The organism is uncultured Phycicoccus sp. (assembly GCF_947495705.1).
Taxonomy (GTDB): domain Bacteria; phylum Actinomycetota; class Actinomycetes; order Actinomycetales; family Dermatophilaceae; genus Phycicoccus.
In genome coordinates this window covers 78,668-103,515 of record NZ_CANLZR010000012.1, presented here as the reverse complement: position 1 = coordinate 103,515, position 24,848 = coordinate 78,668, and the positions used below count along the sequence as shown (strand labels likewise).

Here is a 24,848-nt window from a genome sequence, read left to right as displayed (position 1 = left end):
ACCACCGGGACCATCCGCGCCACCGAACCCCAACACCGCACGGTCTGACGCACGTCCGCCACGCCGCGGTGGCAGACCTGGCGACCGCGCTGGGTCACATCCCCCGCTGCATCTCCCACGCGGCCCGCAGGGCTTCGCGGACGGCAGCGAGGTCACCGTTCTCGACGTCGGCGAGGACCTTCATGTGGGCTTCGAGGTTCGGGCGCATCGAGAAGGTGTCGGGGTACCTGTCCAACAAGCGCTCCCGCGACTCCAGGTCCGCACGGACCAGCAGGGTCGACTCGTCGACCTGCCGGGCCACCAACCGGTTCCGCACGCACCAGCGACGACCCCGCGGGTCGTCGCGCAGCCGCACTCCGTCCAACCCCGCCAGGAAGTCCTCGACCTCGCGCCAGGCGCCGCTGTGGGACACGGGCTGATTCTTCCGACCCGATCCTTGCGTCTCAACCGCTACGCGGTCTGAGTCAGCCGACGGGCTGGAGGGACTCGACGAACGTGCCCATCTCCTCGAAGGTGGCCGTCCCGGTGATGAGGGTCGTGAGCTCGCCGGAGCCCTCCTCCGGCACCGACAGCAGACTGTTCTGCACCTTGGAGTCGCGCACGTACTTCTCCCACGTGCGGCCCGCGATCTCGACGGTGCCCTCGAGCGGCGCGCGGTTGGTCTGAGCCGCGATCCAGGCGCGGCTCGGGTCCTGGGTCTGCTCCACGGCGACGAAGGTGCCCGACGGGGTCTTGTAGCCGACGTGCCAGGTCATGAAGTTGTCGGTGACGCGCACGTAGCGGACCGAGGTCGGCGTCCAGCCCGACGGCAGGCCGACCGGCTCGACGATGGGCCAGCCCGACTGCTCCTTGACGTCCGCGGCCGTCGCGCTGACGTTCACCGGCGGACCGCCGACGCTGTTCACCCGCGGGACGAGCAGGATGAGCACGAGCACCATCCCGAGGACGGCGAAGAGGGAGTACACGAGGTTCTTCGTCGACCCGAGGGAGTACCGGCTCCTCGGTGCGGTGGGTGTGCTCACCCCTCCATGGTCGCCGACGAACCCCGGACACGCCCAACCGCCCCCGGGGATAGGGTTTGACACGAGCCGCGCGCGCCCCCTTCCCGGCCGCGCCGCGGCAGGTCCGCTGCAGAGAGGTCAGGATGTCGTGAGCGCCACCGATCCGCCCGTGGTCGTCGTCGGCGAGCTGCTCGTCGACATCGTCAGCTATCCCGACGGCACGACCGCCGAGCACGTCGGTGGCTCCCCCGCCAACGTCGCGCTGGGTCTCGCCCGGCTCGACCACGACACACACATGGCGTGCCTCGTCGGCACCGACCGGCGCGGCGTCCGCTGCGCCGAGCACGTCGAGTCCGGCGGCGTCCACCTCCTGCCGGGCAGCGTGTCCGCCGAGCACCCCACCTCGACCGCCCAGGCGACGATCGACGCCAACGGCGCCGCGTCCTACGTCTTCGACCTGCACTGGGACCTGCCGCCGGTCCAGCTGCCCGCGGGGACCACGCACCTGCACACCGGCTCCATCGCCACCACGCTGCGCCCCGGGGAGGCCGAGGTCACCGCCGCGGTCCACCGCGCCCGCGAGACCGGCACCGTGTCGTACGACCCGAACATGCGCCCCACGATCATGGGAGACGTCGACGAGGTCCGCCCCCGGGTCGAGGAGCTCGTGGCGCTGTCCGACGTCGTCAAGTGCTCCGAGGACGACATCGAGTGGCTCTACCCCGGCGAGCCGGCCTCCGCCGTCATGGCCCGCTGGACCGGCCTCGGCGCCGGCTTCACCGTCGTCACCCTCGGCGGGTCGGGCGTCACGTGGCGGACGTCCGCGGGCGAGGAGGGCTCGGCCGAGGCGCGGGTCAAGGACGTCGTCGACACCGTCGGCGCCGGCGACTCGTTCATGGCGGGCCTGGTCTCCGGGCTCCTCGACGCCGGGCTGCTCGGCGGCGGCCAGGCCCGCGACCGGCTCCGCGCCGCCACCCTCGACGACGTCGCCCCGGCCCTGGACCGCGCCCTCGCGACGAGCGGGGTCACCGTCCGGCACGCGGGCGCCTACGCCCCCACCCGCGAGGAGATCCGATGACCGAGTTCGCCTACGCGGACCTCCTGCCCGTCGGCGCCGACGAGACCCCGTACCGGCTCCTCACGACCGAGGGGGTCGAGGTCGTCGACGGCCCGGGCGGGCGCCGCTTCCTCGAGGTCTCCCCCGAGGCGCTGCGGCTGCTCACCGAGACCGCGATGCACGACATCGCCCACTACCTGCGCCCCGCGCACCTCCAGCAGCTCGCGAACATCCTGGGCGACCCCGAGGCGAGCAGCAACGACAAGTTCGTGGCCCTCGACCTGCTGAAGAACGCGAACATCGCCGCCGGCGGCATCCTGCCGATGTGCCAGGACACCGGCACCGCGATCGTCATGGGCAAGCGCGGCCAGCACGTCCTCACCCCGGGCACCGACGAGGCCGCCATCAGCCGAGGCGTCTACGACGCCTACACCCGCCTCAACCTGCGGTACTCGCAGATGGCGCCGGTGACCATGTGGGACGAGAAGAACACCGGCTCGAACCTGCCCGCCCAGATCGAGCTCTACGCCGACACCGCCCCGGGGCACGAGACGACGTACAAGTTCCTCTTCATGGCCAAGGGCGGCGGCAGCGCGAACAAGTCGTTCCTCTTCCAGGAGACCAAGGCGGTCCTCAACCCCGACGCGATGATGCGCTTCCTCGACGAGAAGCTCCGCAGCCTCGGTACCGCGGCCTGCCCGCCCTACCACCTGGCCATCGTCATCGGCGGCACCAGCGCCGAGTTCGCCCTCAAGACAGCCAAGTACGCAAGCACCAAGTACCTCGACCAGCTGCCCAAGACGGGCGACCCCGCCACGGGCCACGGCTTCCGTGACACCGAGCTGGAGGCGCAGGTCCTCGAGCTGACCCGGCAGTTCGGGATCGGCGCCCAGTTCGGCGGCAAGTACTTCTGCCACGACGTCCGTGTCGTGCGGCTCCCCCGGCACGGCGCCTCGCTGCCGGTGGCCATCGCCGTCTCGTGCTCGGCCGACCGCCAGGTGCTCGGCCGGATCACTCCCGAGGGCGTCTTCCTCGAGCAGCTCGAGACCGACCCGGCCCGCTTCCTCCCCGAGCAGACGCCCGAGGCGCTCCATGCCGACGCCGTCGGCGCTGCGTCTACCGGCGCCGGCGCCGTCGTGCCCATCGACCTGACCCGGCCGATGGACGAGATCCTCGCCGAGCTGACCAAGCACCCGGTCAAGACCCGGCTGTCCCTCACCGGCCCGCTCGTCGTCGCCCGCGACATCGCGCACGCGAAGATCAAGGAGCGCCTCGACGCCGGCGAGGAGATGCCGGCCTACCTCCGCGACCACCCCGTCTACTACGCCGGCCCGGCCAAGACCCCCGAGGGCATGCCGTCGGGCTCGTTCGGGCCGACGACGGCCGGCCGGATGGACTCCTACGTCGAGCAGTTCCAGGCCGCCGGCGGGTCGATGGTCATGCTCGCCAAGGGCAACCGCAGCCAGCAGGTCACCGATGCCTGCCGGGCCCACGGCGGCTTCTACCTCGGCTCCATCGGCGGCCCGGCCGCCCGGCTCGCCCAGGACTGCATCCGCAGCGTCGAGGTGCTCGAGTACCCCGAGCTCGGCATGGAGTCGATCTGGAAGATCGAGGTCGAGGACTTCCCGGCGTTCATCGTCGTCGACGACAAGGGCGAGGACTTCTTCGCGTCGGTCACCAAGCCCGTCGCGTTCACCATCGAGAAGAGGACTGGACTGCTGTGAGCGAGCACACGAGTGTCGGGACCGATAGCGGCTTCGAGGATCTCCTCGCCGCCAACGCGGAGTTCGCACGGAACTTCGACCTTGCCGGGTTCGACGGGGTGGCCCACGCGGGGATCGCCCTCGTGACGTGCATGGACAGCCGGATCGACCCGCTGCGGATGCTCGGGCTCGCGCCCGGCGACGCGAAGATCTTCCGCAACCCCGGCGGCCGGGTCACCCCGCAGGCGCTCGAGGCCCTCGTCCTCGGTGTGCACCTGCTCGGGGTGCGGCGCATCCTCGTCGTCCCGCACACCCGGTGTGCGATGGCCTCGGCCACCGAGGAGGACATCCGGCAGCGCGTCGGCGAGTCCGCCGGGGTGGACGCGTCGTGGCAGCGCTTCGGCGTCGTCGCCGACCAGGACGACGCGCTGCGTCAGGATGTCGCCGCGGTCCGCGCCCACCCGCTCATCGGCGAGCGCGCGCTCGTCGGCGGGTTCGTCTACGACGTCGACACCGGCCTGCTCTCCCGGCGCGTGTGAGCGTCCGCCTCGAGCGCATCGCGCTGCACCCCGTCAAGAGCACCGCCGCCCGCCGCGTCCTCGCGGCCACCGTCGAGCCGTGGGGTCTGCGCGGTGACCGTCGCTGGATGCTCGTCCTCCCCGACGGGGAGTGCCTCACCGCACGCGAGGACCGCCGGCTGTTCACCGTCACCGGCGACACCCCGGCGACCGACCCCGGACTCGACGCCGCGCTCCGACTCCAGGCGGCAGGCCACGACGACCTGACCGTCGACGTGCCGACCGGGGACCCCGTCGACGTCACCGTCCACGGCCGGCCCCTGACCGGCGTCGTGGCCCCGGGTGCCACCGGCTGGCTGCGGGCAGCCCTCGGCCGCGACGACGTCCGGCTCGTGCACGTCGCGACGCCTCGCGCGCTCAACCCGGCCCACGGCCGGCCGGGCGAGGCGACCGCCTTCGCCGACGGCTACCCGGTCACCCTCGCCTCCCGCGCCTCACTGCGGCGGCTGCAGGACTGGGTCGGCGAGACGGCCCTCGAGCGCGGCGAGGACCCGGCCCACCTGACGATCACCCGTTTCCGGCCGAACCTCGTGGTCGACGGTGACCTCGAGGCCTTCGCCGAGGACGCCTGGCGCACGGTCACCGTCGGCGCGGTCACCTTCCGGGTCGTCAAGCCCGTCGACCGCTGCGTCATGACGACGATCGACCCCGCCACCGGGGCCGGCGGCCACGAGCCGATCCGCACCCTCGCCAGGCATCGCGCGTGGGACGGCGCCACGTGGTTCGCCGTCCAGCTGGTCCCGGAGGTCGTGGGCGAGGTACGAGTCGGCGACCTCGTGCAGCCCGGCCGGTAGGTTCTCGGTCATGACGAGCTTCACGCGCACGTTCCCCGACGGCTTCCTCTTCGGCACCGCGACGGCGAGCTACCAGATCGAGGGGGCGGTGGCCGAGGACGGCCGCCGCCCGTCCATCTGGGACACCTTCTCGCACACCCCGGGGAAGGTCGCGAACGGCGACACCGGCGACGTCGCCTGCGACCACTACCACCGGATGCCCGCAGACGTCGCCATCATGACCGACCTCGGCGTCGACGCCTACCGCTTCTCGGTCGCCTGGCCGCGTATCGTCCCCGCCGGCGAGGGCGCACCGAACCCGGCGGGGCTGGCGTTCTACGACCGCCTCGTCGACGAGCTGCTCGGGGCCGGCATCCGACCGGTCGTCACCCTGTATCACTGGGACCTGCCCCAGGCCCTCGACGACCGCGGCGGCTGGCTGAACCGCGACGTCGCCCAGTGGTTCACCGAGTACACGCGCACCGTGGTCGGTGCCCTCGGCGACCGGGTGAGCAACTGGACGACCCTCAACGAGCCGTGGTGCTCGTCGGTGCTCAGCTACGCCATCGGCGACCACGCCCCGGGGCACCACGACACGCTCGAGTCGATGGTCGCCGCCCACCACCTGATGCTCGCCCACGGCGCGGCAGTGCCCGTCATCCGCGAGGAGTGCCCCGGCGCCGAGGTCTCGGTCACCCTCAACCCCACCCAGGTGTGGGGCCCCGCGGACGGCGACGACCTCGACGCCGACGCCGTGCGCCGCGCGGACAACGCCCTCAACGGGCTGTTCTTCGGGCCCATCTTCCACGGCGCCTACCCCGACGGCTTCCTCGACGACACCGCGCACCTCACCGACCACGCCTACATCCACGACGGCGACCTGCGCACGATCTCGGCTCCGCTCGACAACCTCGGGGTCAACAACTACTTCCCCACCCGCGTGCGCGCCGCCCGCGACGGCGAGGACGGTCGCAACCCGATGCCGGGCTGCGACGGGGTCGTCGCCGACCCGCCGCATCCGCCGCTCACCGCGATGGGCTGGGAGCAGTCACCCGAGAGCCACCGCCTCATCATCGAGCGCTCGGCCCGCGAGAGCGGCCTGCCGCTCTACATCACCGAGAACGGCTCGGCCTGGGACGACACCGTGGACGCCGACGGGCAGGTGCACGACGCCGAGCGGGTCACGTACCTGCAGGAGCACCTCGCCGCCGTCGCCGACGCCATCGAGGGCGGCACCGACGTGCGGGGCTACTTCGCGTGGTCGCTGCTGGACAACTTCGAGTGGGCCTACGGCTACGACAAGCGCTTCGGCATCGTCCACGTCGACTACGACAGCCAGGTCCGCACCGTCAAGGACTCGGGGCTGGAGTTCGCGCGCATCATCGCCGCGCACCACGACCGGTGACCCGCCGGGTCCTCGTCGTCGGCGGTGGCATCGTGGGCCTGGCCGTGGCCGAGCGCCTCGCCCGGGACGACCCGAGGACCCACGTCACCGTCGTCGAGAAGGAGGCCGGCTGGGCCCGGCACCAGACCGGACGCAACAGCGGCGTCGTCCACTCCGGCCTCTACTACCCGCCCGGCAGCGCCAAGGCGCGCTGGTGCCGCGCCGGCGCCGAACAGCTCCTCCGGTTCGCGCGGGACGAGGGCGTCCCCCACGCCGTCACCGGCAAGCTCGTCGTCGCCACCGAACCGGCCGAGGTGCCGCGGCTCGCGGCGCTGGGCGAGCGCGGGCTGGCCAACGGCCTGCGGGTCCGGCGGGTCGATCCCCCCGAGGCACGCGAGCTGGAGCCGCACGTCACAGCGGTGGCGGCCCTGCACGTGCCCGAGACGGGCGTCGTTGACTACGCCGCGGTGTGCACGGCCCTGGTCCGCCGGCTCGAGGCGGCAGGTGCCGACCTGCGCACCGGCACCGAGGTGCTCGGGGCCTCCCACGGCCCGACGCACACCGTCGTCGAGACCACGGGCGGCCCCCTGACCGCCGACCTCGTCGTCAACTGCGCCGGGCTCCACACCGATGTCCTGGCGCGTCGGCTCGGCCACGACCCGTCGGTTCGCATCGTGCCCTTCCGGGGTGAGTACCGCGTGCTCGCCCCCGGGGCCGCCCCCCTCGTCCGGGGGCTCGTCTACCCCGTCCCCGACCCCGACCTGCCCTTCCTCGGGGTCCACCTCACTCGTGGCATCGACGGCCAGGTGCACGCCGGCCCCAACGCCGTCCTCGCGCTCGCCCGGGAGGGCTACGGCTGGGCCGTCGTCGACCCGCGGGACGTCGCGGCGACCCTCGCGTTCCCCGGCTTCTGGCGGCTCGCCCGCCGCCAGGTGCGGACCGGCGCGCGCGAGGTCGCCCGCTCGCTGTCGACGCGCCGGTTCGGTGACAGCCTGCGCCGGCTCGTCCCCGAGATCCGCGACGAGGACCTCCTCCCGGCTCCCGCCGGCGTGCGCGCGCAGGCCGTCCGCACCGACGGCCGGCTCGTCGACGACTTCCTCCTCGAACGCTCGCCGCGGTGCGTCCACGTGCTCAACGCCCCGTCCCCGGCGGCGACCGCGGCCCTGGAGATCGCCCGGCACGTCGTCGGCCTCCTCCCGTGACGGGAGGAGGCCGACGGGGCGGTGCGCGGTCAGGCGGGCTTGCCGACGACCGTGACGTCGATGTTGCCGCGGGTGGCCTTGCTGTAGGGGCACACCTCGTGTGCCATCTCGGCGAGCTTCTGCGCGGTCGGCTCGTCGACGCCGGGGATGTGGCTCGTCAGCTCGACGGCGAGCCCGAAGCCGGTGTCGGTCGAGCCGAACAGGACGTTGGCGGTCGTCCTCGCCGCGGAGGCGTCGAGACCCTCCCGCCTCGCCACGAGTGCGAGCGCGCCGTTGTAGCAGGCGGCGTACCCGGCGGCGAAGAGCGTCTCGGGGTTCGCCGTGGGGTTCGACGTGCTGCCGGGCTTGCCGAGCGGGAGGTCGACGACCCCGTCCTCGCTGATCGTCCGGCCGCCTCGCCCGCCGGTGGCGGTCGCGGCGATGGTGTACAGGGTCTCGTTCACACACTCGTGAGGCACGAAGGCTCTCCTTGGGTCGACATCTGTGGCCACACAGCGGAACCACGGTGACCCTCGGTCGATTCCGAACCTTCGACGGGTGAGACGCAGGGCACCGGCCCTCAGAGCGCGAGCCGCTCCTGCACGACGGCGGCGAGCCGCTCGGCGGTGTCCTTCGCCTGCGACTCGGTGCCCGCCTCGACCATGACCCGGACCACCGGCTCGGTGCCGGACTTGCGCAGCAGCACCCGGCCCGAGCCGTCGAGGACGCCCTGGGCGGCCCGCACGGCGTCCTGGACCCCGGCGTCGGCCTCGACCCGGCTCGTGTCGACGCCCTTGACGTTGACCAGGACCTGCGGGAGGCGCGTCATGACCGTCGCGAGCTCCGAGAGCGGCCGCCCCGTCTCGGCGACCCGGGCGGCCAGCATGAGCCCGGTGAGCACGCCGTCGCCGGTCGTGCCGTGCTCGAGGAAGATGACGTGCCCCGACTGCTCGCCGCCGAGCGAGTACCCCGAGCGCCGCATCTCCTCCAGGACGTAGCGGTCCCCGACTCCGGTCTGGGCGACCCGGATGCCATGCCGCTCCATCGCCTGGATGAGGCCGAGGTTGCTCATGACGGTCGCGACGAGGGTGTCGTGCGCGAGGGAGCCGCGCTCTTTGAGGGCCACGGCGAGGATCGCCATGATCTGGTCGCCGTCGACCTCGTTGCCGTCGGCGTCGACCGCGAGGCAGCGGTCGGCGTCCCCGTCGTGGGCGATGCCGAGGTCGGCGCCGTGCGCGACGACCGCCGAGCGCAGCACGTCGAGGTGGGTCGAGCCGTAGCCGTCGTTGATGTTGAGCCCGTCGGGCTGGGTGCCGATCTCGACGACCGTGGCGCCCGCGAGGCGGAACACCTCGGGCGAGACCAGGCTCGCGGCGCCGTGGGCCCCGTCGATGACGACGGTCAGACCGTCGAGCGGGTTGGGGAGCACCCGGAGCAGGTGCGACAGGTAGCGGGTGTGCCCGTCGACCATCGCGACGACGCGGCCGACGTCGGGCCCGGTGGGCCGCGTCCACTCCTGGCCGATCGCGGCCTCGATCTGGTCCTCGACCTCGTCGGGCAGCTTGTGCCCGCCCTTGGCGAAGAACTTGATGCCGTTGTCGGGCATCGCGTTGTGCGAGGCCGAGAGCATCACGCCGAAGTCCGCACCGGCGTCGGCGGTGAGGTAGGCGACGGCCGGGGTGGGCAGGACGCCGGCGTCGTAGACGTCGACCCCGGCCGAGGCGAGGCCGGCGACGACGGCGGCGGAGAGGAACTCCCCCGACGCGCGCGGGTCACGGCCGACGACGGCCTTGGGCCGGTGACCTGGCTCGGCTCCGGCCTGGCCGAGGACGCGGGCCGCAGCGATCGAGACGGACATGGCCAGCTCGGCGGTGATGAGGGGGCCGTTGGCGAGCCCCCGCACGCCATCGGTGCCGAAGAGACGGGACATGGGACGGGCCTTTCTGGTGTACCAGCGACTGAACCTACCGCGATGCGGGCGCAGACGCCGCGACGGCGGCATCCGGGCTGGATGCCGCCGTCGTGGTGTACCGCGGGGCGCGGATCAGCGCTTGCTGTACTGAGGAGCCTTGCGGGCCTTCTTGAGACCGGCCTTCTTGCGCTCCGGGACGCGGGCGTCACGGGTGAGGAGGCCGGCCTTCTTCAGGGCCGGGCGGTTGAGCTCGGGGTCGACCCCGTTGAGCGAGCGGGCGACACCGAGGCGGACGGCACCGGCCTGGCCGGAGGGGCCACCACCGTGCACGCGCACGAGGACGTCGTAGGCACCGTCGAGCTCGAGCACCTTGAGGGGCTCGGCCACGATCTGCTGGTGCACCTTGTTCGGGAAGTACTCGGCCAGGGTGCGGCCGTTGACCTTCCACTCGCCGCTGCCGGGGACGATCCGCACGCGGGCGATGGCCTGCTTGCGGCGGCCGGTGGCGGCACCGGGGGCCGACGCGGTCGGCCGGGGGGCGGTCTCGGCACCGGCGACGGAGCCGGCCTCGGACTCGGAGGTGTACTCGCTGACCGGGGCGTCGTTGACGTCGGTGCCGGCGGTCTCGTCGATCTGGGCGTTCTCGGACATCACTGGGCCACCTGGGTGATCTCGAAGGGCTTGGGCTGCTGCGCGGCGTGCGGGTGCTCGGCGCCGGAGTAGACCTTGAGCTTGGTCAGCTGCTGGCGGCCGAGGGAGGTCTTCGGCAGCATCCCGCGGACGGCCTTCTCGACCGCCTTCTCGGGGTGCTTGGCGAGCAGCTCGGTGTACGACTGCGACTTCAGGCCACCCGGGAACCCGGAGTGGCGGTAGGCCCGCTTCTGCTCCGCCTTGGCGCCGGTGAGGGCGACCTTGTCGGCGTTGATGATGATGACGAAGTCACCGGTGTCGACGTGCGGCGCGAAGGTCGGCTTGTGCTTGCCTCGCAGCAGCGTCGCCGTCTGGGTCGCGAGGCGACCGAGCACGACGTCCGTGGCGTCGATGACGTGCCACGCACGGGTGATCTCGCCCGACTTCGGGGTGTAGGTACGCATGGGAGCTTCCTCATGGTCTCTGGGACGGTTGGCGTATGCCGAGTGCTCCCGGGAGGGAGTGCGGCCCTCGCAAGGGCACACGGCACAACAGTCATCAAGTCTAGGGGGCCCGCGGGAACCGCCCAAATCGTCGGCGCACCCCCGTCGGACCCACGCTGACCTGCACCTTTCTCCTGCACAACTTCTGTGCACACCTCTTGTGCATGGGAAGTGTGCACAGGTATTGTGCACGCGTGACCACCTCGAGCTCCCCCTCCGACGCCCCGACCCCGGACTTCACCGGCGTCCGCCTCGACGCCGCCGCTCTCAAGGTGCTCGCCCATCCGCTGCGCTCCCGGCTCCTCGGCCGCCTGCGGGTCGGCGGTCCCTCGACCGCGACGGCCCTGGCCGCCGACCTCGGCACGAACTCGGGCGCGACGTCGTACCACCTGCGCCGGCTGGAGGCCGTGGGGCTCGTCACCGACACCGGGGAGGGCGACGGGAAGCGCCGCCTGTGGCGTGCCTCCACCGACAGCCACCAGTACGAGCCGAGCGACTTCGCCGGTGACGAGGACGCCGAGACCGCGCTCGGCTGGCTGACCCGCGACTACATCCGGCACCTCGGCGAGCAGTTCGAGCGCTGGCTCGACGTCGAGCACGCGTGGCCGGCCGAGTGGCGGGACGCCTGCGGCATGAGCGACTCGTTCGTCATCGTCACCCCGGAGCAGGCCGAGGCGATGAGCGAGGAGATCCTCGAGGTCATCGCCCGGTACCGACGGGTCGGGCAGGGCAACCCGGCTGCCCGCCGGCTCGCCGTCTACCACCTCGACTTCCCGGTCGACCTCGACCGCGTGCCCGGGGCCGGGCGATGACCGCCGCACCGCTGAGCGCCCGGCAGGCCCGGCGCGTCCTGCTGCTCCTCAGCTTCACCCGGTGGTTCCCGGTCGGCCTCGTCATCGGGGTCGTCACCCTCATCCCGCTCGAGCGCGGGCTGTCCCTGACCCAGCTCGCCGTCGTCATCTCGATGCAGGGCTTCGTCGTCCTCGGCCTCGAGCTGCCGACCGGCGGGGTCGCCGACGCCCTCGGCCGTCGCCCCGTGCTGCTCGCGGCCGCCGTCGTCGCTCTCGTCTCATCGCTGCTGTTCGTGCTCGCCCAGACCTTCGCCGCCTTCGTCGTCGCGCTCCTGCTCCAGGGGGTCTACCGCGCCCTGGACTCCGGGCCGCTCGAGGCCTGGTACGTCGACACCGCCCTCGCGGACGACCCCGACGTCCGGGTCGAGGAGGGCCTGGCCCGGGCCGGGACGGTCCTGGGCGTCGCGATCGCGGCGGGCGCCGTCCTGTCGGGGGGCCTCATCGCGTGGGACCCCGTCCCGTTCCTCGAGCCGCTCGAGGTGCCGTACTGGCTGTCCATCGGCTTCATCGTCGGGCACCTCGTCGCGACCGCCGTCCTGCTGCGCGAGCCCATGAGCCATGTCGACTCCCGCGGCCTGCACCGCGCCGCCGCGTCCGCCCGGCAGGCGCCGCTCGTCGTCCGTGACGGCCTGCGGCTGCTCGGCGCCAACCGGGTCCTCCTCGCGCTCGTCGGCGTCGAGGTCTTCTGGAGCGTCGGGATGATCGGCTTCGAGACCTTCCTGCCGCTCCGGCTGTCCGAGCTCGTCGGGGGCGAGGCCCGGGCGGGAGCGCTCATGGGGCCGGTGTCGGCGGCCGCCTGGGGCCTGTTCGCCGTCGGGTCCTCGCTCGTGGTCCTCCTCGCCCGACGGGTCGGCGTCGCGTGGGCCGCGGCCCTCTCCCGAGCCGCCCAGGGCGCGTTCATCGTCGTCATGGGGCTCATGACCGGTCCGGTGGGTCTCATCACCGCGTTCTTCGTCGTCTACACCGTGCACGGCACCGCCGGACCGGTCCACAGCACCCTGCTGCACCGCCAGGCCGAGGCCCGGAACCGGACGACGGTGCTGTCGATGAACTCGATGGTCGCCGGGGGCTGCTACAGCCTGGGGCTGCTCGTCCTCGGCCCGCTCGCCCAGGCCACGAGCACGGCGACCGGCATCGTCGTCGCCGGAGCCTTCAGCGTCGTCGGGGCCCTGCTGTACTGGCCCGCCCGGCGGCAGGAGCGCAGCATCCCCGCCGCCGAGGCGCACACCGTCGTCGCGGCCTGACCTCCCGAGGGTCCGCCCCGTGGCAGGCTGACGCGATGAAGCAGTTCCTCCTCGGTGTGGCCACGACGGTGCTCGTCGTCGCGATCGGCGCCGCCCTGCTCGTGGCGTCCGTCGGGTCCGGCGTGGCCCCGGCGGGGACACCCCCCTCCCCCGCACCGTCCGGGGTCCGGGTCGAGGCGCCGGACGACCTGGCCGCCGACGAGACCTGGCTCGGCCGGGTCAGGCTGAGCAGCGAGGACGTCGTCTCGGCCGACGGCGGGCTCGTCGACGTCACGGCCGACGGTGAGGGCGTGCGGTTCGGCCCGGACGGCCTGCGGGCGCGGCGGCTCGCGGTCGAGGCCACCCTGCCCTTCGACACTGTCGCGGCACAGGTGGGCGACGGGGTGCGGCTCTACGCGGTGAGCGGCGGCCGTGCCGGCGTCGAGCGCACCGCCACCTTGCTCGGCCGCGACGTCACGGTCCGGGCGACCGGCACCGTGCGCGCCGACCGGGGCCAGCTGCTCATCGAGCCGGAGACCGTCGAGCTCGGCGGCCCCTCCTTCCTCGACGCCGCCGTCAGCGCGGCAGCCCGCGCGCTCGTGACGATCCGCCAGGACGTGCCCGGGATGCCGGACGGGCTGACCCTGCGCGAGGTCGACGTCGACGCCGCGGGCTTCGGGGTACGGCTCGACGGCGCCGACGTCACGATCGGCCGCTGACGGCCCACCGCGGCTCGGGTCAGCCGCCCGCGACGCTCGTGACCGTCGTGACGTGCGTGGCCGAGTCGTACACGAAGGTGGTCTTCGCGCCGTCCGCGGGGACCGTCACCGTGATGTTGGCGCCGTTCGGGGCGCCGCCGGCCCCGTAGTTCTCGTCCCACGACAGCCCGTGCGCGACCTTGAACTCGTAGTCGCCGGCCGGGATCTTCGTCGTCGCCCAGGCGAACACCCCGTCGCCGTCCTTGTCCTGCAGCCAGGGCCGCATGCAGTCGGGCTGCCAGTCACCGGGGCACCCGAGCTCGGACTGGAAGGAGCCCGCCGCGGTGACGATCGTGGTCTCCTCGTCGGACGTCGCCCAGTGGGTGGCGTGGTCGTAGTAGAAGGTCACGGTGCCGTCGGTCTCGTACGAGATGTTCGCGCCGTCACGCACGCCCTTCTCGCCGTAGTTCTCGGTCCAGGCCCGATCCAGGGCCGCCTTGTAGGCGTACGGACCGGCGGGCAGCGTGAAGGCCTTCTTCCAGATCTGGTCCTTGGGGTCCAGCGCCAGCTGGGCCTGGTCGCAGTCCGGCATCCAGTCCGCGGCGCACCCCATCTCGGAGTTGTGCGTGCCCGCCACGGCCACCGTGGTCGGCTGCGTCGCCGGGGGGTCGCCGATCTCGGCCTCGGTCGCCGGTGGTGCCGGCACGACGACCGCAGCCCAGTCCCCGTCGGCGGCGACCCGGCCGCCGACGTCCTCGACGACCGCGCGGTACTCCAGCGGCGTCCCCACCGGGATGCCCGAGACGTCGTGGAACACCCGGAAGGGAGCGTTGTCGTCGGTGCCGATGGTCTGCCACGTCTGCGTGCCCACGGGGCGGTAGAGGAACGTGGTCTGGGCGAAGGTCCCCGACTCGACCTCGGCCGAGATCTCGGCCCGGCCGTGGACCCCGTCCTCGGGGACCACCGTCGTCACCGTCGGCGCCGCAACCTTGGTCTCCATGGGGGCGCTGGCCCGGTAGACGGCCACCGAGAGCGGCGGCACGGTCACCGTGACCTGCCCGTCCTTCGCGGTCCGCAGGGGCTTCGTCGCGCCCAGGACGGGGACGAAGCGACCCCGCGTCGTCCAGGTGTCGAAGGACGCGGACGCCGTGGTCGTGCCGTTGTTGGCGACGACGAGGTACTCGGACTTCTTCTTGGCGTCGACCCGGGATACGGCGAAGATGCCCGCGTCGTCGGCGGCGTAGCGCTGCACCTGGGCGCCGTCGGCGAGCGCCGGGTGCTTGGCCCGCATCGCCGAGAGCTCGGCGATGTGCCGGTACAGCGGGTGGCTCGGGTCGAACCGGTCGCGTGACCCCTCGGGGCCGGCGAGGACGTCCTCGCTGTTGTAGATGTCGACCTGGCTGGCGAACATGTCCTCGCGGGCGAGCTGGTCGCCGCCGGTGCCGATGAACCCCTGCTCGTCGCCGTAGTACGTCACGGGGTTGCCGCGGGTGGTGAACATCAGGGTGTCCGCCAGCTTGACGCGCTTCAGGTGCTCGGCCTCGTCGGCCGAGGCGTCCTTCAGGAACATGGCCACGCGGCCCATGTCGTGGTTCCCGAGGAAGGTCGGCAGCTGGTAGGCGTTGCTGTCGGCGTCGGTGTACCAGTCGTCCTTGGCGAAGAACTCGGCCAGCACGGTCGCGGGGTTGCCCTTGGCGAAGTCGACGCCCTGCTGCTGGAAGCCGAAGTCGAGCGTCGCCTGCAGCTTCCCGGCGGTCGTGTACTCCGACATCACCTGCGGGTTGCCGTCGAAGACCTCCCCGAAGGCGAAGAAGTCGTCGTTGCCGACCCGCTCGGCCTCGCCGAGGATGTCGGGCACGAACTTCTGCCAGAACTCGAGGTTGACGTGCTTGACCGTGTCGATCCGGAAACCGTCGATCCCGAAGTCGACCCAGGTCTTGTAGATGTCACCCATCCCCTCGACGACCTCGGGACGCTCGGTGAACAGGTCGTCCAGGCCGATGAAGTCGCCGTAGGTCGAGGACTCACCGGCGAAGGTGGAGTCGCCGCGGTTGTGGTACATCAGCGGGTCGTTGAGCCACGCCGGGGTCTTGGCGTCCTCGTCGCCCGGGCGCAGGAACGGGGTGTACGGGAAGGACGTGGCGGGGTCCATCGCGGGGAACGCCTGGTTGACGTAGTCACGGTCGTCGAAGACCTCGCCGTCGGCGGTCTCGTACGGGTAGGACTTCTTCGAGCGGTACGTGTACTGCCCCTCCTCGTAGTCGATGACGTCGGCGGTGTGGTTGGTGATGATGTCGAAGAAGACCTTCATCCCCTTGCGGTGGGCCGCGGCGATGAGGGCCTTCATGTCGGCGTTCGTGCCGAGGTGCGGGTCGATGCGGGTGAAGTCGGTGATCCAGTAGCCGTGGTACCCGGCGCTCTCCTGCCCCGGCCCGCCCTGGACCGGCTTGTTCGTGAAGCTCGGGGTGAGCCAGATCGCGGTCGTGCCCAGGCCCTTGATGTAGTCGAGCTTTGACGTCAGGCCCTTGAGGTCGCCGCCGTGGTAGAACGCCTTGTCGGTGGGGTCGAACCCCGTGGTGAGCCGCCCGCCGGTGAGGCCACCACGGTCGTTGGCGGTCGAGCCGTTCGCGAACCGGTCGGCCATGACGAAGTAGAAGCGCTCCCGGGTCAGCGCCTCACGCAGCGAGTCCTGCGCCAGCGCGCGGTCCGCTCCGCTCGTCCCGCCCGCGAGGTCGACCGGGGTGTACGTCACCTCGTGCGTGGCGTCGTCGTAGGCGAACTCGAGCCGGGCGTCACCGGCGAGCACCACCGTGATGTTGGCCCCGTCCAGCTGGCCGCCCGCGCCGTAGTTCTCGGCCCAGCCGTCGTTCAGGGCCACCTTGAACTGCCACGTCCCGGCGGGCAGCGCGAACGTCGCGCTCCAGCGGTCGGTGCCGCCCTCCCGCGCCAGCTCGGACGCCTCGCATCCGGGGTCCCAGTCGGACGGGCAGCCGACCTCGGTCTGCAGGTCACCGACGAGCGCGACGGACTCGGCCGCCGCTGCCGCCGGGACGGTGGTGGCCAGCGCGGGGACGGCGGCGAGCACGACCCCCAGGGCGATGGCGGACAGGCGACGCAGACCGGGCATCGATGCTCCTCGTGTTCACCGCACGGCCGCACGGGCCGGCGACCTCTACCGATGGCGAGACGCTAGTCCTCCGGCGCGCCGATGGCGACCCCAGCTGCGAGGAAGTTCCGGCGACTCAGCGCGGCCGGACGACCCTGCCCTCGTCCCACACCGGCTCGTCGCTGCTCACGACGGTGCCGTCCTGCCGAAAGACGAGGAACCGGTCCAGGCCGCGGGCGAACCACCGGTCGTGGGTCACCGCGACGACCGTCCCCTCGAAGGCCGCGAGGGCGTCCTCGAGCGCCTCGGCCGAGTGCAGGTCGAGGTTGTCGGTCGGCTCGTCGAGCAGCAGCAGCGTCGCCCCGGACAGCTCGAGCAGGAGGATCTGGAGCCTCGCCTGCTGACCGCCCGAGAGGGAGTCGAAGGTCTGCTCGGAGGCGCGTGCCAGCCCGTACCGGTCCAGCGCGCGGGCGGCGAGGTCGCGCGGCATCCCGGCGCGGTGCTCGTCCCCGCGGTGCAGGATCTCGAGCAGCGTCCGGCCGTGCAGCGCCGCATGGTCGTGGGTCTGGGCGAACCAGCCCGGCCGGACCCGCGACCCCAGCACCACGCGACCGCCGTGCTCGACGGGTTGGGGACGGATGTCGCCCACCGGCTCGTGCTCGCGCTCGGGGTCGCTGCCGCCCGCGGCCAGCAGACGGAGGAAGTGCGACTTGCCGGACCCGTTGCTGCCGAGCACCCCGAGCCGTTCCCCGAACCAGATCTCGTCGTCGAACGGGGCGACGAGCCGCTGGCCGTCCACCCGCAGCTCCAGGCCGGTCGCGACGACCGCCCGCTTGGCGGTGCGGCCCCCGCGCAGCCGCATCTGCACCTTCTGCCGCAGCGGGACCGCCTCGGGCGGGCCGGCCTCCTCGAACCGCCGCAGCCGGGTCTCGGCGGCCTGCAGACGCGCCGCCATGTCGGAGTTGTACGCCGCCTTCTGGCGGTACATAACGACGAGGGCCTTGAGCTTCGCGTGCTCCTCGTCCCACCGGCGGCGCAGCTCGTCGAGCCGGGCGTTGCGGTCCTCGCGGGCCTGCTCGTAGGTGCGGAAGCGGCCCGGGTGGACCCAGACGGTGTTGCCGCCGCTGCCGGGCTCCAGGGTCGCGATCCGCGTGGCCACCCGGTCGAGCAGCTCGCGGTCGTGGCTGACGAACAGGACGGTCTTCGGCGACTCGACGAGCCGCTCCTCGAGCCAGCGCTTGGCGGGGACGTCGAGGTAGTTGTCGGGCTCGTCGAGCAGCAGGACCTCGTCGGGGCCGCGCAGCAGGGCCTCGAGGACGAGCCGCTTCTGCTCCCCACCCGAGAGCGTCGTCACCGCGCGCCACTGCGCCCGCTCGAAGGGCATCCCCAGCGCAGCCACCGTGCAGACGTCCCAGAGGGTCTCCCACTCGTACCCGCCGACGTCACCCCAGTCGGCGAGCGCCTGGGCGTAGTCGAGCTGGTCCTGCTCGGACTCCCGCTCCATCATGGCGAGCTCGGTGCGGTCGACGGCCTCGGCCGCGAGCCGCACCGGGTCCGGCGCGACCGACACCAGGAGGTCGCGGACGGTGGAGCCGTCGCGGACCTTGCCGATGAACTGGCGCATCACGCCGAGGCCCCCGCTGCGCGTCACCGCTCCGTCGTGACCGGTGAGGTCGCCGGCGAGGATCCGCAGCAGCGTCGTCTTCCCGGTGCCGTTGGGCCCGATGAGCGCCACCTTGGCGCCGTCGCCCACGCGGAACGTGACCTCGCGCAGCAACGGCCTCCCGTCCGGGAGGGTGAAGCCCACGGCACCGACGTCGAGATGTCCCACGGGACACCATCATCCACGGACGCGCGGGTCGAGCCCACCGGATTTCTGCGGTCAGAGGGTGCGGACGGCCCGGGCCTCGGCGGCGCGCGCGGCCAGGTCGGCGTCCGCGGGGTAGACGACCTGCTCCAGGCTCAGCCCGTGCGCCGGCATGACCTTGACCCGCGCGTCGCGCACCCCGGCGGCGAGCACCTCGGCCGGGAACCCCACCTCGGCCCGGCCCTGCCCGACCGGCAGGACGGCGCCGACGAGGGCGCGCACCATGCTGTGGCAGAAGGCGTCGGCGACGACGGTGCCCTCGAGGACCCCCTCGTCGGTGCGTCGCCACGAGTACTCGAGCAGCGTCCGCACCGTACTGGCGCCCTCGCGCCGCTTGCAGAAGGCCGCGAAGTCGTGGAGCCCCACGAGCGCCCGCGCGGCCGTGTCCATCGCCGTGACGTCGAGGACGTCACGGACCGCGACGGTGTCGTGCCGGCGGAGCGGGTCGGCGCCCCCCGGGTCGTCGACGACCCGGTAGAGGTAGCGGCGGCGCAGGGCGGAGAACCGGGCGTCGAACCCGGCAGGGGCCACACTGACCCGCCGCACGACGAGGTCCGGTGGCAGCACCCCCCGGAGGCGGGCCACCGCGGCCACGTCCGGGGTCCGCTCGGACCGGCCCACGAGCCGGTCGAAGTCCTCGGCCTCCACGTCGGCGTGCGCCACCTGGCCGCGGGCGTGCACCCCGGCGTCGGTGCGTCCGGCGACGGTGAGGCGGACCGGCTCCCGGGCCCGCAGCACGGTGGTGAGGGCGCCGGCGAGCGTCTCCTCGACGGTCCGCCGCCCCGGCTGCGCCGCCCAGCCCGAGAAGTCGGTGCCGTCGTAGGCGAGGTCGATCCGCAGGCGCACCGTCACTCCTCCGGCGGGACCGCGACGACGACGGTCGTGCCGCCGTAGCCGTTCTCGAGGTCGCGCCCCTCGACCCGCACCTCGGGGACGCCGTCGGGGATGACGAGCCCGCTCTGGGTGCGGGTGAACGGCTGCTCGTCGGCATGGTCGTGCGCGAGGTCGTGCCGGCCCAGCTCGTTGCCGTCCGGGTCGAGCACCCGCCAGCCGTCGGCGTAGCGCTCGGGGGTGTCGTACGGCGAGGAGATCGTCACCTCGAGGGTGAACGTGCCGTCGGTCTCGCGACGGAGCTCGGCCGTCTCGACGTCGGGGAAACGCTGCGACGGGTCCACCGTCCCGGTGCCGGGGCTCGCCCCGGGTGACGGCGAGGTCCCGCCGCCGCCGGCCGCCTCCTGCCCGTCCGTGCCACCGCACGCCGTGAGCGCCGCGAGAGCCACCGCGGCGAGGAGGGCACGGACCGTGGGACGGGTCATCCACCGACCCTAACGCGGCGGCCCGGACAACGCCGAGGGCCGCCTCCCGGACGGGAGACGGCCCTCGGTGCGGTGCGGCGGTCGGTCAGGAACCGGCCTTGGTGAAGCCTGCGGCCTCGGCGTCCTCGGCGGACGTGAACCAGACCTCGGCGTGGGTCTGCTCGAACCACTGCCCGTCGGGCTCGTGGAACTTCATCGAGCCCATGTTGCCCTTGATGGCGTACGCCTCGTCCGGGGACGAGCCGTCCTCGTTGGCCTGGACGGCACCCGCGGGGAGCTCGACCGCGGCCGGCTCCTCCTCGGTGGCCTCGACCGGAGCGGCCTCGGCCTCGGTGGTCTCCGCCTCGGTGGCCTTGGCGGCGTCGCGCTTGGCGGCGTCGTCCTTGGCCGAGCGCTTGGTCGCGGCCTCGGCCTCCTTGACGGTGGCCTTCTTCGCGACGGGCTCCCGCACGAGCTCGATGACCGCCATGGGGGCGTTGTCGCCCTTGCGCGGACCGATCTTCGTGATGCGGGTGTACCCGCCGTTGCGCTCGGCCATGTCGGGCGCGATCTCGACGAACAGGCGGTGGACGACACCCTTGTCGCGCACGACGGTCATGACGCGACGGCGGGCCGAGAGGTCACCCCGCTTGGCGAACGTCACGAGGCGCTCGGCCAGCGGGCGGAGCCGCTTGGCCTTGGTCTCGGTGGTCGTGATGCGGTCGTGCTCGAACAGCGAGGTCGCGAGGTTCGCGAGGATGAGCCGCTCGTGAGCGGGGCCGCCTCCGAGACGAGGACCCTTGGTGGGGGTGGGCATTGGTGATCTCCTAGATAAACGTGCCGGCGTGGAGGCGTGCGGTCAGAGCTGCTCGTCCTCGGCGAACGCCGAGTCGTCCTCGCCCTCACCGAAGGTGAAGTCGTCGTAGCGGTCGGCGATGAGGCTCGGGTCGAACCCGGGGGGGCTGTCCTTGAGCGCCAGGCCCATGCCGACGAGCTTGGCCTTGACCTCGTCGATCGACTTCGCACCGAAGTTGCGGATGTCGAGCAGGTCGGCCTCGCTGCGCCCCACGAGCTCACCCACGGTGTGGATGCCCTCGCGCTTGAGGCAGTTGTAGGACCGCACGGTGAGGTCGAGGTCCTCGATCGGGAGGGCGAGGTCCGCGGCGAGCGCGGCGTCGGTCGGCGAGGGGCCCATGTCGATGCCCTCGGCCTCGACGTTGAGCTCACGGGCCAGGCCGAACAGCTCGACGAGCGTCTTGCCCGCGGAGGCGAGCGCGTCGCGCGGGGCCATCGAGCTCTTGGTCTCGACGTCGACGACGAGACGGTCGAAGTCGGTGCGCTGCTCGACGCGGGTGGCCTCGACCTTGTAGGTCACCGTGAGCACCGGGCTGTAGATGGAGTCGACCGGGACGCGGCCGATCTCCTGGTCCCCGGCCTTGTTCTGCACGGCGGAGACGTAGCCACGGCCACGCTCGACGGTGAGCTCCATCTCGACGGTGCCCTTGTCGTTGAGCGTCGCGATGTGCAGGTCGGGGTTGTGCACCTCGACACCGGCCGGCGGGGCGATGTCCGCGGCGGTCACGGCACCCGCGCCCTGCTTGCGCAGGTACATGACGACCGGCTCGTCGTGCTCGGAGGAGACGACGAGGGTCTTGATGTTGAGGATGATCTCGGTGACGTCTTCCTTGACACCGGGAATCGTCGAGAACTCGTGGAGCACGCCGTCGATGCGGATGCTCGTGACGGCCGCGCCCGGGATGCTCGAGAGCAGGGTGCGGCGGAGGGAGTTGCCGAGCGTGTAGCCGAAGCCGGGCTCGAGGGGCTCGATGACGAAACGGCTCCGGGACTCGGAGACGACGTCCTCACTGAGGACGGGACGCTGTGCGATGAGCACGGGAATTCTTCCTTCCCACGGGCGACCGCTATATGACGCCGCGTGATGCGCGGGAGTCTCCTCCCGCAGTGGCCGCACATCGGTCCGTGCGGCCACTCACGAGCCGGGATGCCGCCCCCGCGCGGGGCGGGCGCGGCATCCCGACCCGGTCAGTTCTTCGAGTAGTACTCGACGATGAGCTGCTCGGTGAGCACCGTGTCGATCTGCGCACGGGTCGGCAGCTGGTGCACGAGGATCTGCAGCGTGCCGGGGACGACCTGGAGCCAGGCCGGGATCGGACGCTCGCCGAAGGTCTCGCGGGCGAGCTGGATCGGGAACGTCTCGAGCGACTGCTTGCGGATCGTGATGATGTCGTACTGCTCGACCCGGTAGCTGGGGACGTCGACGCGCTTGCCGTTGACCTCGAAGTGGCCGTGGCTCACGAGCTGGCGCGACTGGCGGCGGGTGCGGGCCAGGCCGGCACGGTAGATGACGTTGTCGAGCCGCGACTCGAGGATCGTCAGGATGTTCTCGCCGGTCTTGCCGGGGCGGTTGGCCGCCTCCTTGTAGTACCGACGGAACTGCTTCTCCATGACGCCGTAGGTGAAGCGGGCCTTCTGCTTCTCCTGCAGCTGGGTCAGGTACTCCTTCTCCTGCATCCGGCGACGGCCGTGCTGGCCGGGCGGGAACGGGCGGAGGTCGAAGTTCTTGTCACCACCGACGAGGTCGGTCTTGAGGCGACGCGACTTCTTCGTGATGGGTCCGGTGTAACGGGCCATGTCTCTCTCTTACCTTTCGCGAAGTCTGTGGTCGCTCAGACGCGGCGGCGCTTGGGCGGGCGGACACCGTTGTGCGGCTGGGGCGTGACGTCCTGGATCGAACCGACCTCGAGGCCGGCTGCGGTCAGGGAGCGGATCGCGGTCTCACGACCGGAACCCGGGCCCTTGACGAAGACGTCGACCTTGCGCATGCCGTGCTCCATGGCCCGACGGGCGGCAGCCTCGGCGGCGGTCTGCGCGGCGAACGGCGTCGACTTGCGGGACCCCTTGAAGCCGACCTGGCCCGCGGAGGCCCAGGCGATGACGGCACCGGTGGGGTCGGTGATCGAGATGATCGTGTTGTTGAACGTGCTCTTGATGTGGGCCTGGCCCACCGCGACGTTCTTCTTCTCCTTGCGGCGCACCTTCTTGGCGCCGGTCGTGCGGCCCTTGGGAGGCATGTGTTTCTCCTACGAAGTCTTCGGATGAAGTGGGGTGACGCGCGTCAGACGCGGGTCACTTACCGGCCTTCTTCTTGCCGGCCACGGTGCGCTTGGGGCCCTTACGGGTCCGCGCGTTGGTCTTGGTCCGCTGGCCGCGCACGGGCAGGCCCCGGCGGTGACGAAGGCCCTCGTAGGACCCGATCTCGACCTTGCGGCGGATGTCCGCGGCGACCTCGCGCCGCAGGTCACCCTCGACCTTGAGGTGCTCCTCGATCCAGTCACGCAGCTTGACGAGCTCGTCGTCGCCGAGGTCCTTGACCCGGGTGTCCGGGCTGACGCCGGTGGCCTCGAGGGCCTTCTGCGCGCTGGTGCGACCAACTCCGAAGATGTAGGTCAGTGCGACCTCTGCGCGCTTGTCGCGCGGGAGGTCGACTCCCATCAGACGTGCCATGTGGGGATGGTTCCTAACTCATGTGGTCCGGAGGTCTGGAGCAACACCGGTCCGGCCCATCCTGGTCCGGTCCTCGGCCTCCGGGCCGAGGGTGACGTCCCGCGCCCACCTGCGATCCAGGTGACCCGTCGGGGGTCGGGTGCTGCGTACTTCTCTTCTCGTGTGCGTCTGCTCGAGTCCGTGACCCGTGCGGCCCCGTGCGGGGCGGTGTACTGCGTCTGACTCGCGTCAGCCCTGGCGCTGCTTGTGGCGCAGGTTCTCGCAGATCACCATGACCCGACCGTTACGGCGGATCACCTTGCACTTGTCACAGATCTTCTTGACGCTCGGCTGAACCTTCATATCGCCTTTGCTGTCTCGTCGATGTTCTGTGTCTCAGCGGTAGCGGAAGACGATGCGGCCGCGGGTCAGGTCGTACGGGCTCAGCTCCACCACGACCCGGTCCTCGGGGAGGATCCGGATGTAGTGCTGTCGCATCTTGCCGGAGATGTGCGCGAGCACCTTGTGACCGTTCGTGAGCTCGACCCGAAACATCGCGTTCGGGAGAGCCTCGACGATCGTGCCCTCGATCTCGATGACGCCGTCCTTCTTGGCCATACCCTCTCAATCCGCCGTTGGGCACCCTGCGTGGTGTCGGGCTACCCATGGAAATCGGCCCCGTGCTACCTCACGCAGGAATACCACCCATGCAAGGACGCACACGTGACCGACGTTCAATGCTACGCCAGCGGCGGTGTGGCGCGAAATCCACGCCGGTCGTGACGACCGACGGGCCGGCCACGCGCGAGGCGTGACCGGCCCGATGGACGAGTGCAGGGGGTCTCGTCCGGGTCCTCGTCAGCGCGAGGAGGTCAGGGCGGCGGTGAGGACCGCGTCCGACCCGGCGCAGAACTGTCGCTGCGCCGTCGTCGACGTGAGGCCCCACAGGTAGAGGTAGTTGCCGCGGTAGCCGTGCGCCACGGGTCCGGCGCAGTCGAGGTACGCCTCCTTGGCCTCGGCCGTCCCGAAGGGGCGGGACGCCGCCGTGACGGCCGACCAGGCGCTGGTGGCCCACGGGGCCGCGAAGTGGTCGAGGTCGTAGTAGTCGGTCCAGGCCTGGGCGACGCCGACCGTCGCGACGATCTCGTTCCACACGTCGACGTGCCCGCCGACCTCGTGGGCCACGACCGCGCTCCAGTCGGCCTGGGTCGCCGTCGAGTAGTAGCTGTTGTACGTGACGGCCCCCTTGGCCGGGCTCGCCTGGGCCGCCCACCCGGTGTTGCCGAAGTCGGCGATGGTCACCGTGAGGGCGCCGCACACGGTGTGCTCGACGACGAGCGGGCAGGTCGCCTCGTGGGCCGCGCGGATGGCGGTGGGGCCGGTGAGGGACGTGGTGCTCGAGGGCTTGGACGGCTTGCCGCCGCCCTTGCCGCCCTTGGCGGCGGCGGCCGAACCGGCGGCGCCGGCGACGAGCACGAGAGCGACGGCAGCCGCGGCTGCGGCGCGTGCGGTGACGGGGGTACGCACAGGGGTCTCCTTCAGGGGCAGGGACGCCGGCGACGGGGGTCCGAGGGCGAGCCCG

At 72.0% G+C, this 24,848-nt stretch carries 27 protein-coding genes; 9 read left to right on the top strand and 18 right to left on the bottom strand.

Features of this window, described 5'->3' with window-relative positions; genetic code table 11:
- Positions 1-94: 94 nt before the first annotated feature.
- Positions 95-412 carry a hypothetical protein gene (locus Q0963_RS15210; RefSeq protein ID WP_299447686.1) on the bottom strand — a complete coding sequence of 106 codons (318 nt, stop codon included), beginning with the start codon at positions 410-412 and terminating at the stop codon, positions 95-97.
- A 52-nt stretch (positions 413-464) separates the two neighbouring features.
- Entirely contained in the window at positions 465-1,022 is a 558-nt protein-coding gene (locus Q0963_RS15205; RefSeq protein WP_299447684.1) for a DUF4245 domain-containing protein, read from the bottom strand.
- Positions 1,023-1,149: 127 nt separating this feature from the next.
- Between Q0963_RS15205 and Q0963_RS15200 the strand changes: the two genes are divergently transcribed.
- The 6 genes from Q0963_RS15200 to lhgO are packed head-to-tail and all read left to right on the top strand — an operon-like array spanning position 1,150 to position 7,698.
- Entirely contained in the window at positions 1,150-2,079 is a 930-nt protein-coding gene (locus tag Q0963_RS15200; protein ID WP_299447682.1) for a carbohydrate kinase family protein, read from the top strand.
- Positions 2,076-3,782, top strand: coding sequence for a fumarate hydratase (locus tag Q0963_RS15195; RefSeq protein ID WP_299447680.1), 1,707 nt, complete (start codon positions 2,076-2,078; stop codon positions 3,780-3,782). The genes Q0963_RS15200 and Q0963_RS15195 overlap by 4 nt, the downstream gene beginning before the upstream one ends.
- Complete coding sequence (locus Q0963_RS15190; protein ID WP_299447678.1) at positions 3,779-4,300, top strand: carbonic anhydrase; 522 nt, start codon at positions 3,779-3,781, stop codon at positions 4,298-4,300. The genes Q0963_RS15195 and Q0963_RS15190 overlap by 4 nt, the downstream gene beginning before the upstream one ends.
- Positions 4,297-5,133: an MOSC domain-containing protein gene (locus tag Q0963_RS15185; RefSeq protein WP_299447676.1), complete on the top strand. Its 837-nt coding sequence runs from the start codon at positions 4,297-4,299 to the stop codon at positions 5,131-5,133. Before Q0963_RS15190 ends, Q0963_RS15185 begins: the two co-directional genes overlap by 4 nt.
- 10 nt (positions 5,134-5,143) lie before the next feature.
- On the top strand, positions 5,144-6,517 hold the full coding sequence (locus Q0963_RS15180) for a GH1 family beta-glucosidase (protein WP_299447675.1): 1,374 nt from the start codon (positions 5,144-5,146) through the stop codon (positions 6,515-6,517).
- Positions 6,514-7,698, top strand: coding sequence for an L-2-hydroxyglutarate oxidase (gene lhgO, locus Q0963_RS15175; RefSeq protein ID WP_299447673.1), 1,185 nt, complete (start codon positions 6,514-6,516; stop codon positions 7,696-7,698). Before Q0963_RS15180 ends, lhgO begins: the two co-directional genes overlap by 4 nt.
- Before the next feature lie 29 nt (positions 7,699-7,727).
- Here lhgO and Q0963_RS15170 read toward each other — a convergent pair whose 3' ends face one another.
- The 4 genes from Q0963_RS15170 to rplM all read right to left on the bottom strand — a co-directional run bounded on the left by Q0963_RS15170 (position 7,728) and on the right by rplM (position 10,683).
- Entirely contained in the window at positions 7,728-8,141 is a 414-nt protein-coding gene (locus Q0963_RS15170) for an Ohr family peroxiredoxin (protein WP_299447671.1), read from the bottom strand.
- A 116-nt stretch (positions 8,142-8,257) separates the two neighbouring features.
- Positions 8,258-9,607 (bottom strand): phosphoglucosamine mutase, encoded by a 1,350-nt coding sequence (glmM, locus tag Q0963_RS15165; protein WP_299447669.1) that lies wholly within the window; start codon positions 9,605-9,607, stop codon positions 8,258-8,260.
- Positions 9,608-9,721: 114 nt separating this feature from the next.
- The gene (rpsI, locus tag Q0963_RS15160; RefSeq protein ID WP_299447667.1) at positions 9,722-10,240 is read right to left on the bottom strand and encodes a 30S ribosomal protein S9; all 519 of its coding nucleotides are present in this window, start codon (positions 10,238-10,240) and stop codon (positions 9,722-9,724) included.
- Positions 10,240-10,683: a 50S ribosomal protein L13 gene (rplM, locus tag Q0963_RS15155; protein ID WP_299447665.1), complete on the bottom strand. Its 444-nt coding sequence runs from the start codon at positions 10,681-10,683 to the stop codon at positions 10,240-10,242. Before rplM ends, rpsI begins: the two co-directional genes overlap by 1 nt.
- A 233-nt stretch (positions 10,684-10,916) precedes the next feature.
- Between rplM and Q0963_RS15150 the strand changes: the two genes are divergently transcribed.
- From Q0963_RS15150 to Q0963_RS15140, 3 genes are read left to right on the top strand one after another with little or no spacing between them, the layout of a single operon-like run.
- Positions 10,917-11,534 carry a winged helix-turn-helix domain-containing protein gene (locus Q0963_RS15150; RefSeq protein WP_299447663.1) on the top strand — a complete coding sequence of 206 codons (618 nt, stop codon included), beginning with the start codon at positions 10,917-10,919 and terminating at the stop codon, positions 11,532-11,534.
- Positions 11,531-12,817, top strand: a complete 1,287-nt coding sequence (locus Q0963_RS15145) for an MFS transporter (RefSeq protein WP_299447661.1) — start codon at positions 11,531-11,533, stop codon at positions 12,815-12,817. The genes Q0963_RS15150 and Q0963_RS15145 overlap by 4 nt, the downstream gene beginning before the upstream one ends.
- Before the next feature lie 35 nt (positions 12,818-12,852).
- A complete protein-coding gene (locus Q0963_RS15140) occupies positions 12,853-13,515 on the top strand; it encodes an LmeA family phospholipid-binding protein (RefSeq protein ID WP_299447659.1) in 663 nt (220 codons plus the stop codon).
- Between the two features lie 19 nt (positions 13,516-13,534).
- Here Q0963_RS15140 and Q0963_RS15135 read toward each other — a convergent pair whose 3' ends face one another.
- The 12 genes from Q0963_RS15135 to Q0963_RS15080 all read right to left on the bottom strand — a co-directional run bounded on the left by Q0963_RS15135 (position 13,535) and on the right by Q0963_RS15080 (position 24,793).
- Positions 13,535-16,621 carry an alpha-amylase family glycosyl hydrolase gene (locus Q0963_RS15135; RefSeq protein ID WP_299447657.1) on the bottom strand — a complete coding sequence of 1,029 codons (3,087 nt, stop codon included), beginning with the start codon at positions 16,619-16,621 and terminating at the stop codon, positions 13,535-13,537.
- Positions 16,622-16,736: 115 nt separating this feature from the next.
- Positions 16,737-18,431 (bottom strand): ABC-F family ATP-binding cassette domain-containing protein, encoded by a 1,695-nt coding sequence (locus tag Q0963_RS15130; RefSeq protein WP_299447654.1) that lies wholly within the window; start codon positions 18,429-18,431, stop codon positions 16,737-16,739.
- A gap of 51 nt (positions 18,432-18,482) precedes the next feature.
- On the bottom strand, positions 18,483-19,313 hold the full coding sequence (locus Q0963_RS15125; RefSeq protein ID WP_299447652.1) for a tRNA pseudouridine(38-40) synthase TruA: 831 nt from the start codon (positions 19,311-19,313) through the stop codon (positions 18,483-18,485).
- A 2-nt stretch (positions 19,314-19,315) separates the two neighbouring features.
- The gene (locus tag Q0963_RS15120; RefSeq protein WP_299447650.1) at positions 19,316-19,783 is read right to left on the bottom strand and encodes a hypothetical protein; all 468 of its coding nucleotides are present in this window, start codon (positions 19,781-19,783) and stop codon (positions 19,316-19,318) included.
- An 85-nt stretch (positions 19,784-19,868) separates the two neighbouring features.
- Entirely contained in the window at positions 19,869-20,579 is a 711-nt protein-coding gene (rplQ, locus tag Q0963_RS15115; RefSeq protein WP_299447647.1) for a 50S ribosomal protein L17, read from the bottom strand.
- Positions 20,580-20,621: 42 nt separating this feature from the next.
- Positions 20,622-21,656, bottom strand: coding sequence for a DNA-directed RNA polymerase subunit alpha (locus Q0963_RS15110; RefSeq protein ID WP_299447644.1), 1,035 nt, complete (start codon positions 21,654-21,656; stop codon positions 20,622-20,624).
- 149 nt (positions 21,657-21,805) lie between these two features.
- Complete coding sequence (gene rpsD / locus Q0963_RS15105) at positions 21,806-22,414, bottom strand: 30S ribosomal protein S4 (RefSeq protein WP_299447641.1); 609 nt, start codon at positions 22,412-22,414, stop codon at positions 21,806-21,808.
- A 35-nt stretch (positions 22,415-22,449) separates the two neighbouring features.
- Positions 22,450-22,854: a 30S ribosomal protein S11 gene (gene rpsK / locus Q0963_RS15100; RefSeq protein WP_299447639.1), complete on the bottom strand. Its 405-nt coding sequence runs from the start codon at positions 22,852-22,854 to the stop codon at positions 22,450-22,452.
- Between the two features lie 55 nt (positions 22,855-22,909).
- On the bottom strand, positions 22,910-23,287 hold the full coding sequence (gene rpsM / locus Q0963_RS15095; protein ID WP_299447637.1) for a 30S ribosomal protein S13: 378 nt from the start codon (positions 23,285-23,287) through the stop codon (positions 22,910-22,912).
- Positions 23,288-23,515: 228 nt separating this feature from the next.
- Complete coding sequence (gene rpmJ / locus Q0963_RS15090; RefSeq protein WP_006592630.1) at positions 23,516-23,629, bottom strand: 50S ribosomal protein L36; 114 nt, start codon at positions 23,627-23,629, stop codon at positions 23,516-23,518.
- Positions 23,630-23,662: 33 nt separating this feature from the next.
- Positions 23,663-23,884, bottom strand: coding sequence for a translation initiation factor IF-1 (gene infA, locus Q0963_RS15085; RefSeq protein ID WP_006946284.1), 222 nt, complete (start codon positions 23,882-23,884; stop codon positions 23,663-23,665).
- A 240-nt stretch (positions 23,885-24,124) separates the two neighbouring features.
- Positions 24,125-24,793 (bottom strand): hypothetical protein, encoded by a 669-nt coding sequence (locus Q0963_RS15080; RefSeq protein ID WP_299447603.1) that lies wholly within the window; start codon positions 24,791-24,793, stop codon positions 24,125-24,127.
- Positions 24,794-24,848 lie beyond the last annotated feature (55 nt).

Bases quoted from the DNA above. Each gene is read 5' to 3' on its own strand.
- Q0963_RS15195 (WP_299447680.1), top strand. From the start codon at position 2,076: ATGACCGAGTTCGCCTACGCGGACCTCCTGCCCGTCGGCGCCGACGAG.
- Q0963_RS15180 (WP_299447675.1), top strand. From the start codon at position 5,144: ATGACGAGCTTCACGCGCACGTTCCCCGACGGCTTCCTCTTCGGCACC.
- glmM (WP_299447669.1), bottom strand. From the start codon at position 9,607: ATGTCCCGTCTCTTCGGCACCGATGGCGTGCGGGGGCTCGCCAACGGC.
- rpsI (WP_299447667.1), bottom strand. From the start codon at position 10,240: ATGTCCGAGAACGCCCAGATCGACGAGACCGCCGGCACCGACGTCAAC.
- rplM (WP_299447665.1), bottom strand. From the start codon at position 10,683: ATGCGTACCTACACCCCGAAGTCGGGCGAGATCACCCGTGCGTGGCAC.
- Q0963_RS15145 (WP_299447661.1), top strand. From the start codon at position 11,531: ATGACCGCCGCACCGCTGAGCGCCCGGCAGGCCCGGCGCGTCCTGCTG.
- Q0963_RS15140 (WP_299447659.1), top strand. From the start codon at position 12,853: ATGAAGCAGTTCCTCCTCGGTGTGGCCACGACGGTGCTCGTCGTCGCG.
- Q0963_RS15135 (WP_299447657.1), bottom strand. From the start codon at position 16,621: ATGCCCGGTCTGCGTCGCCTGTCCGCCATCGCCCTGGGGGTCGTGCTC.
- Q0963_RS15120 (WP_299447650.1), bottom strand. From the start codon at position 19,783: ATGACCCGTCCCACGGTCCGTGCCCTCCTCGCCGCGGTGGCTCTCGCG.
- rplQ (WP_299447647.1), bottom strand. From the start codon at position 20,579: ATGCCCACCCCCACCAAGGGTCCTCGTCTCGGAGGCGGCCCCGCTCAC.
- rpsD (WP_299447641.1), bottom strand. From the start codon at position 22,414: ATGGCCCGTTACACCGGACCCATCACGAAGAAGTCGCGTCGCCTCAAG.
- rpsK (WP_299447639.1), bottom strand. From the start codon at position 22,854: ATGCCTCCCAAGGGCCGCACGACCGGCGCCAAGAAGGTGCGCCGCAAG.
- rpsM (WP_299447637.1), bottom strand. From the start codon at position 23,287: ATGGCACGTCTGATGGGAGTCGACCTCCCGCGCGACAAGCGCGCAGAG.
- rpmJ (WP_006592630.1), bottom strand. From the start codon at position 23,629: ATGAAGGTTCAGCCGAGCGTCAAGAAGATCTGTGACAAGTGCAAGGTG.
- infA (WP_006946284.1), bottom strand. From the start codon at position 23,884: ATGGCCAAGAAGGACGGCGTCATCGAGATCGAGGGCACGATCGTCGAG.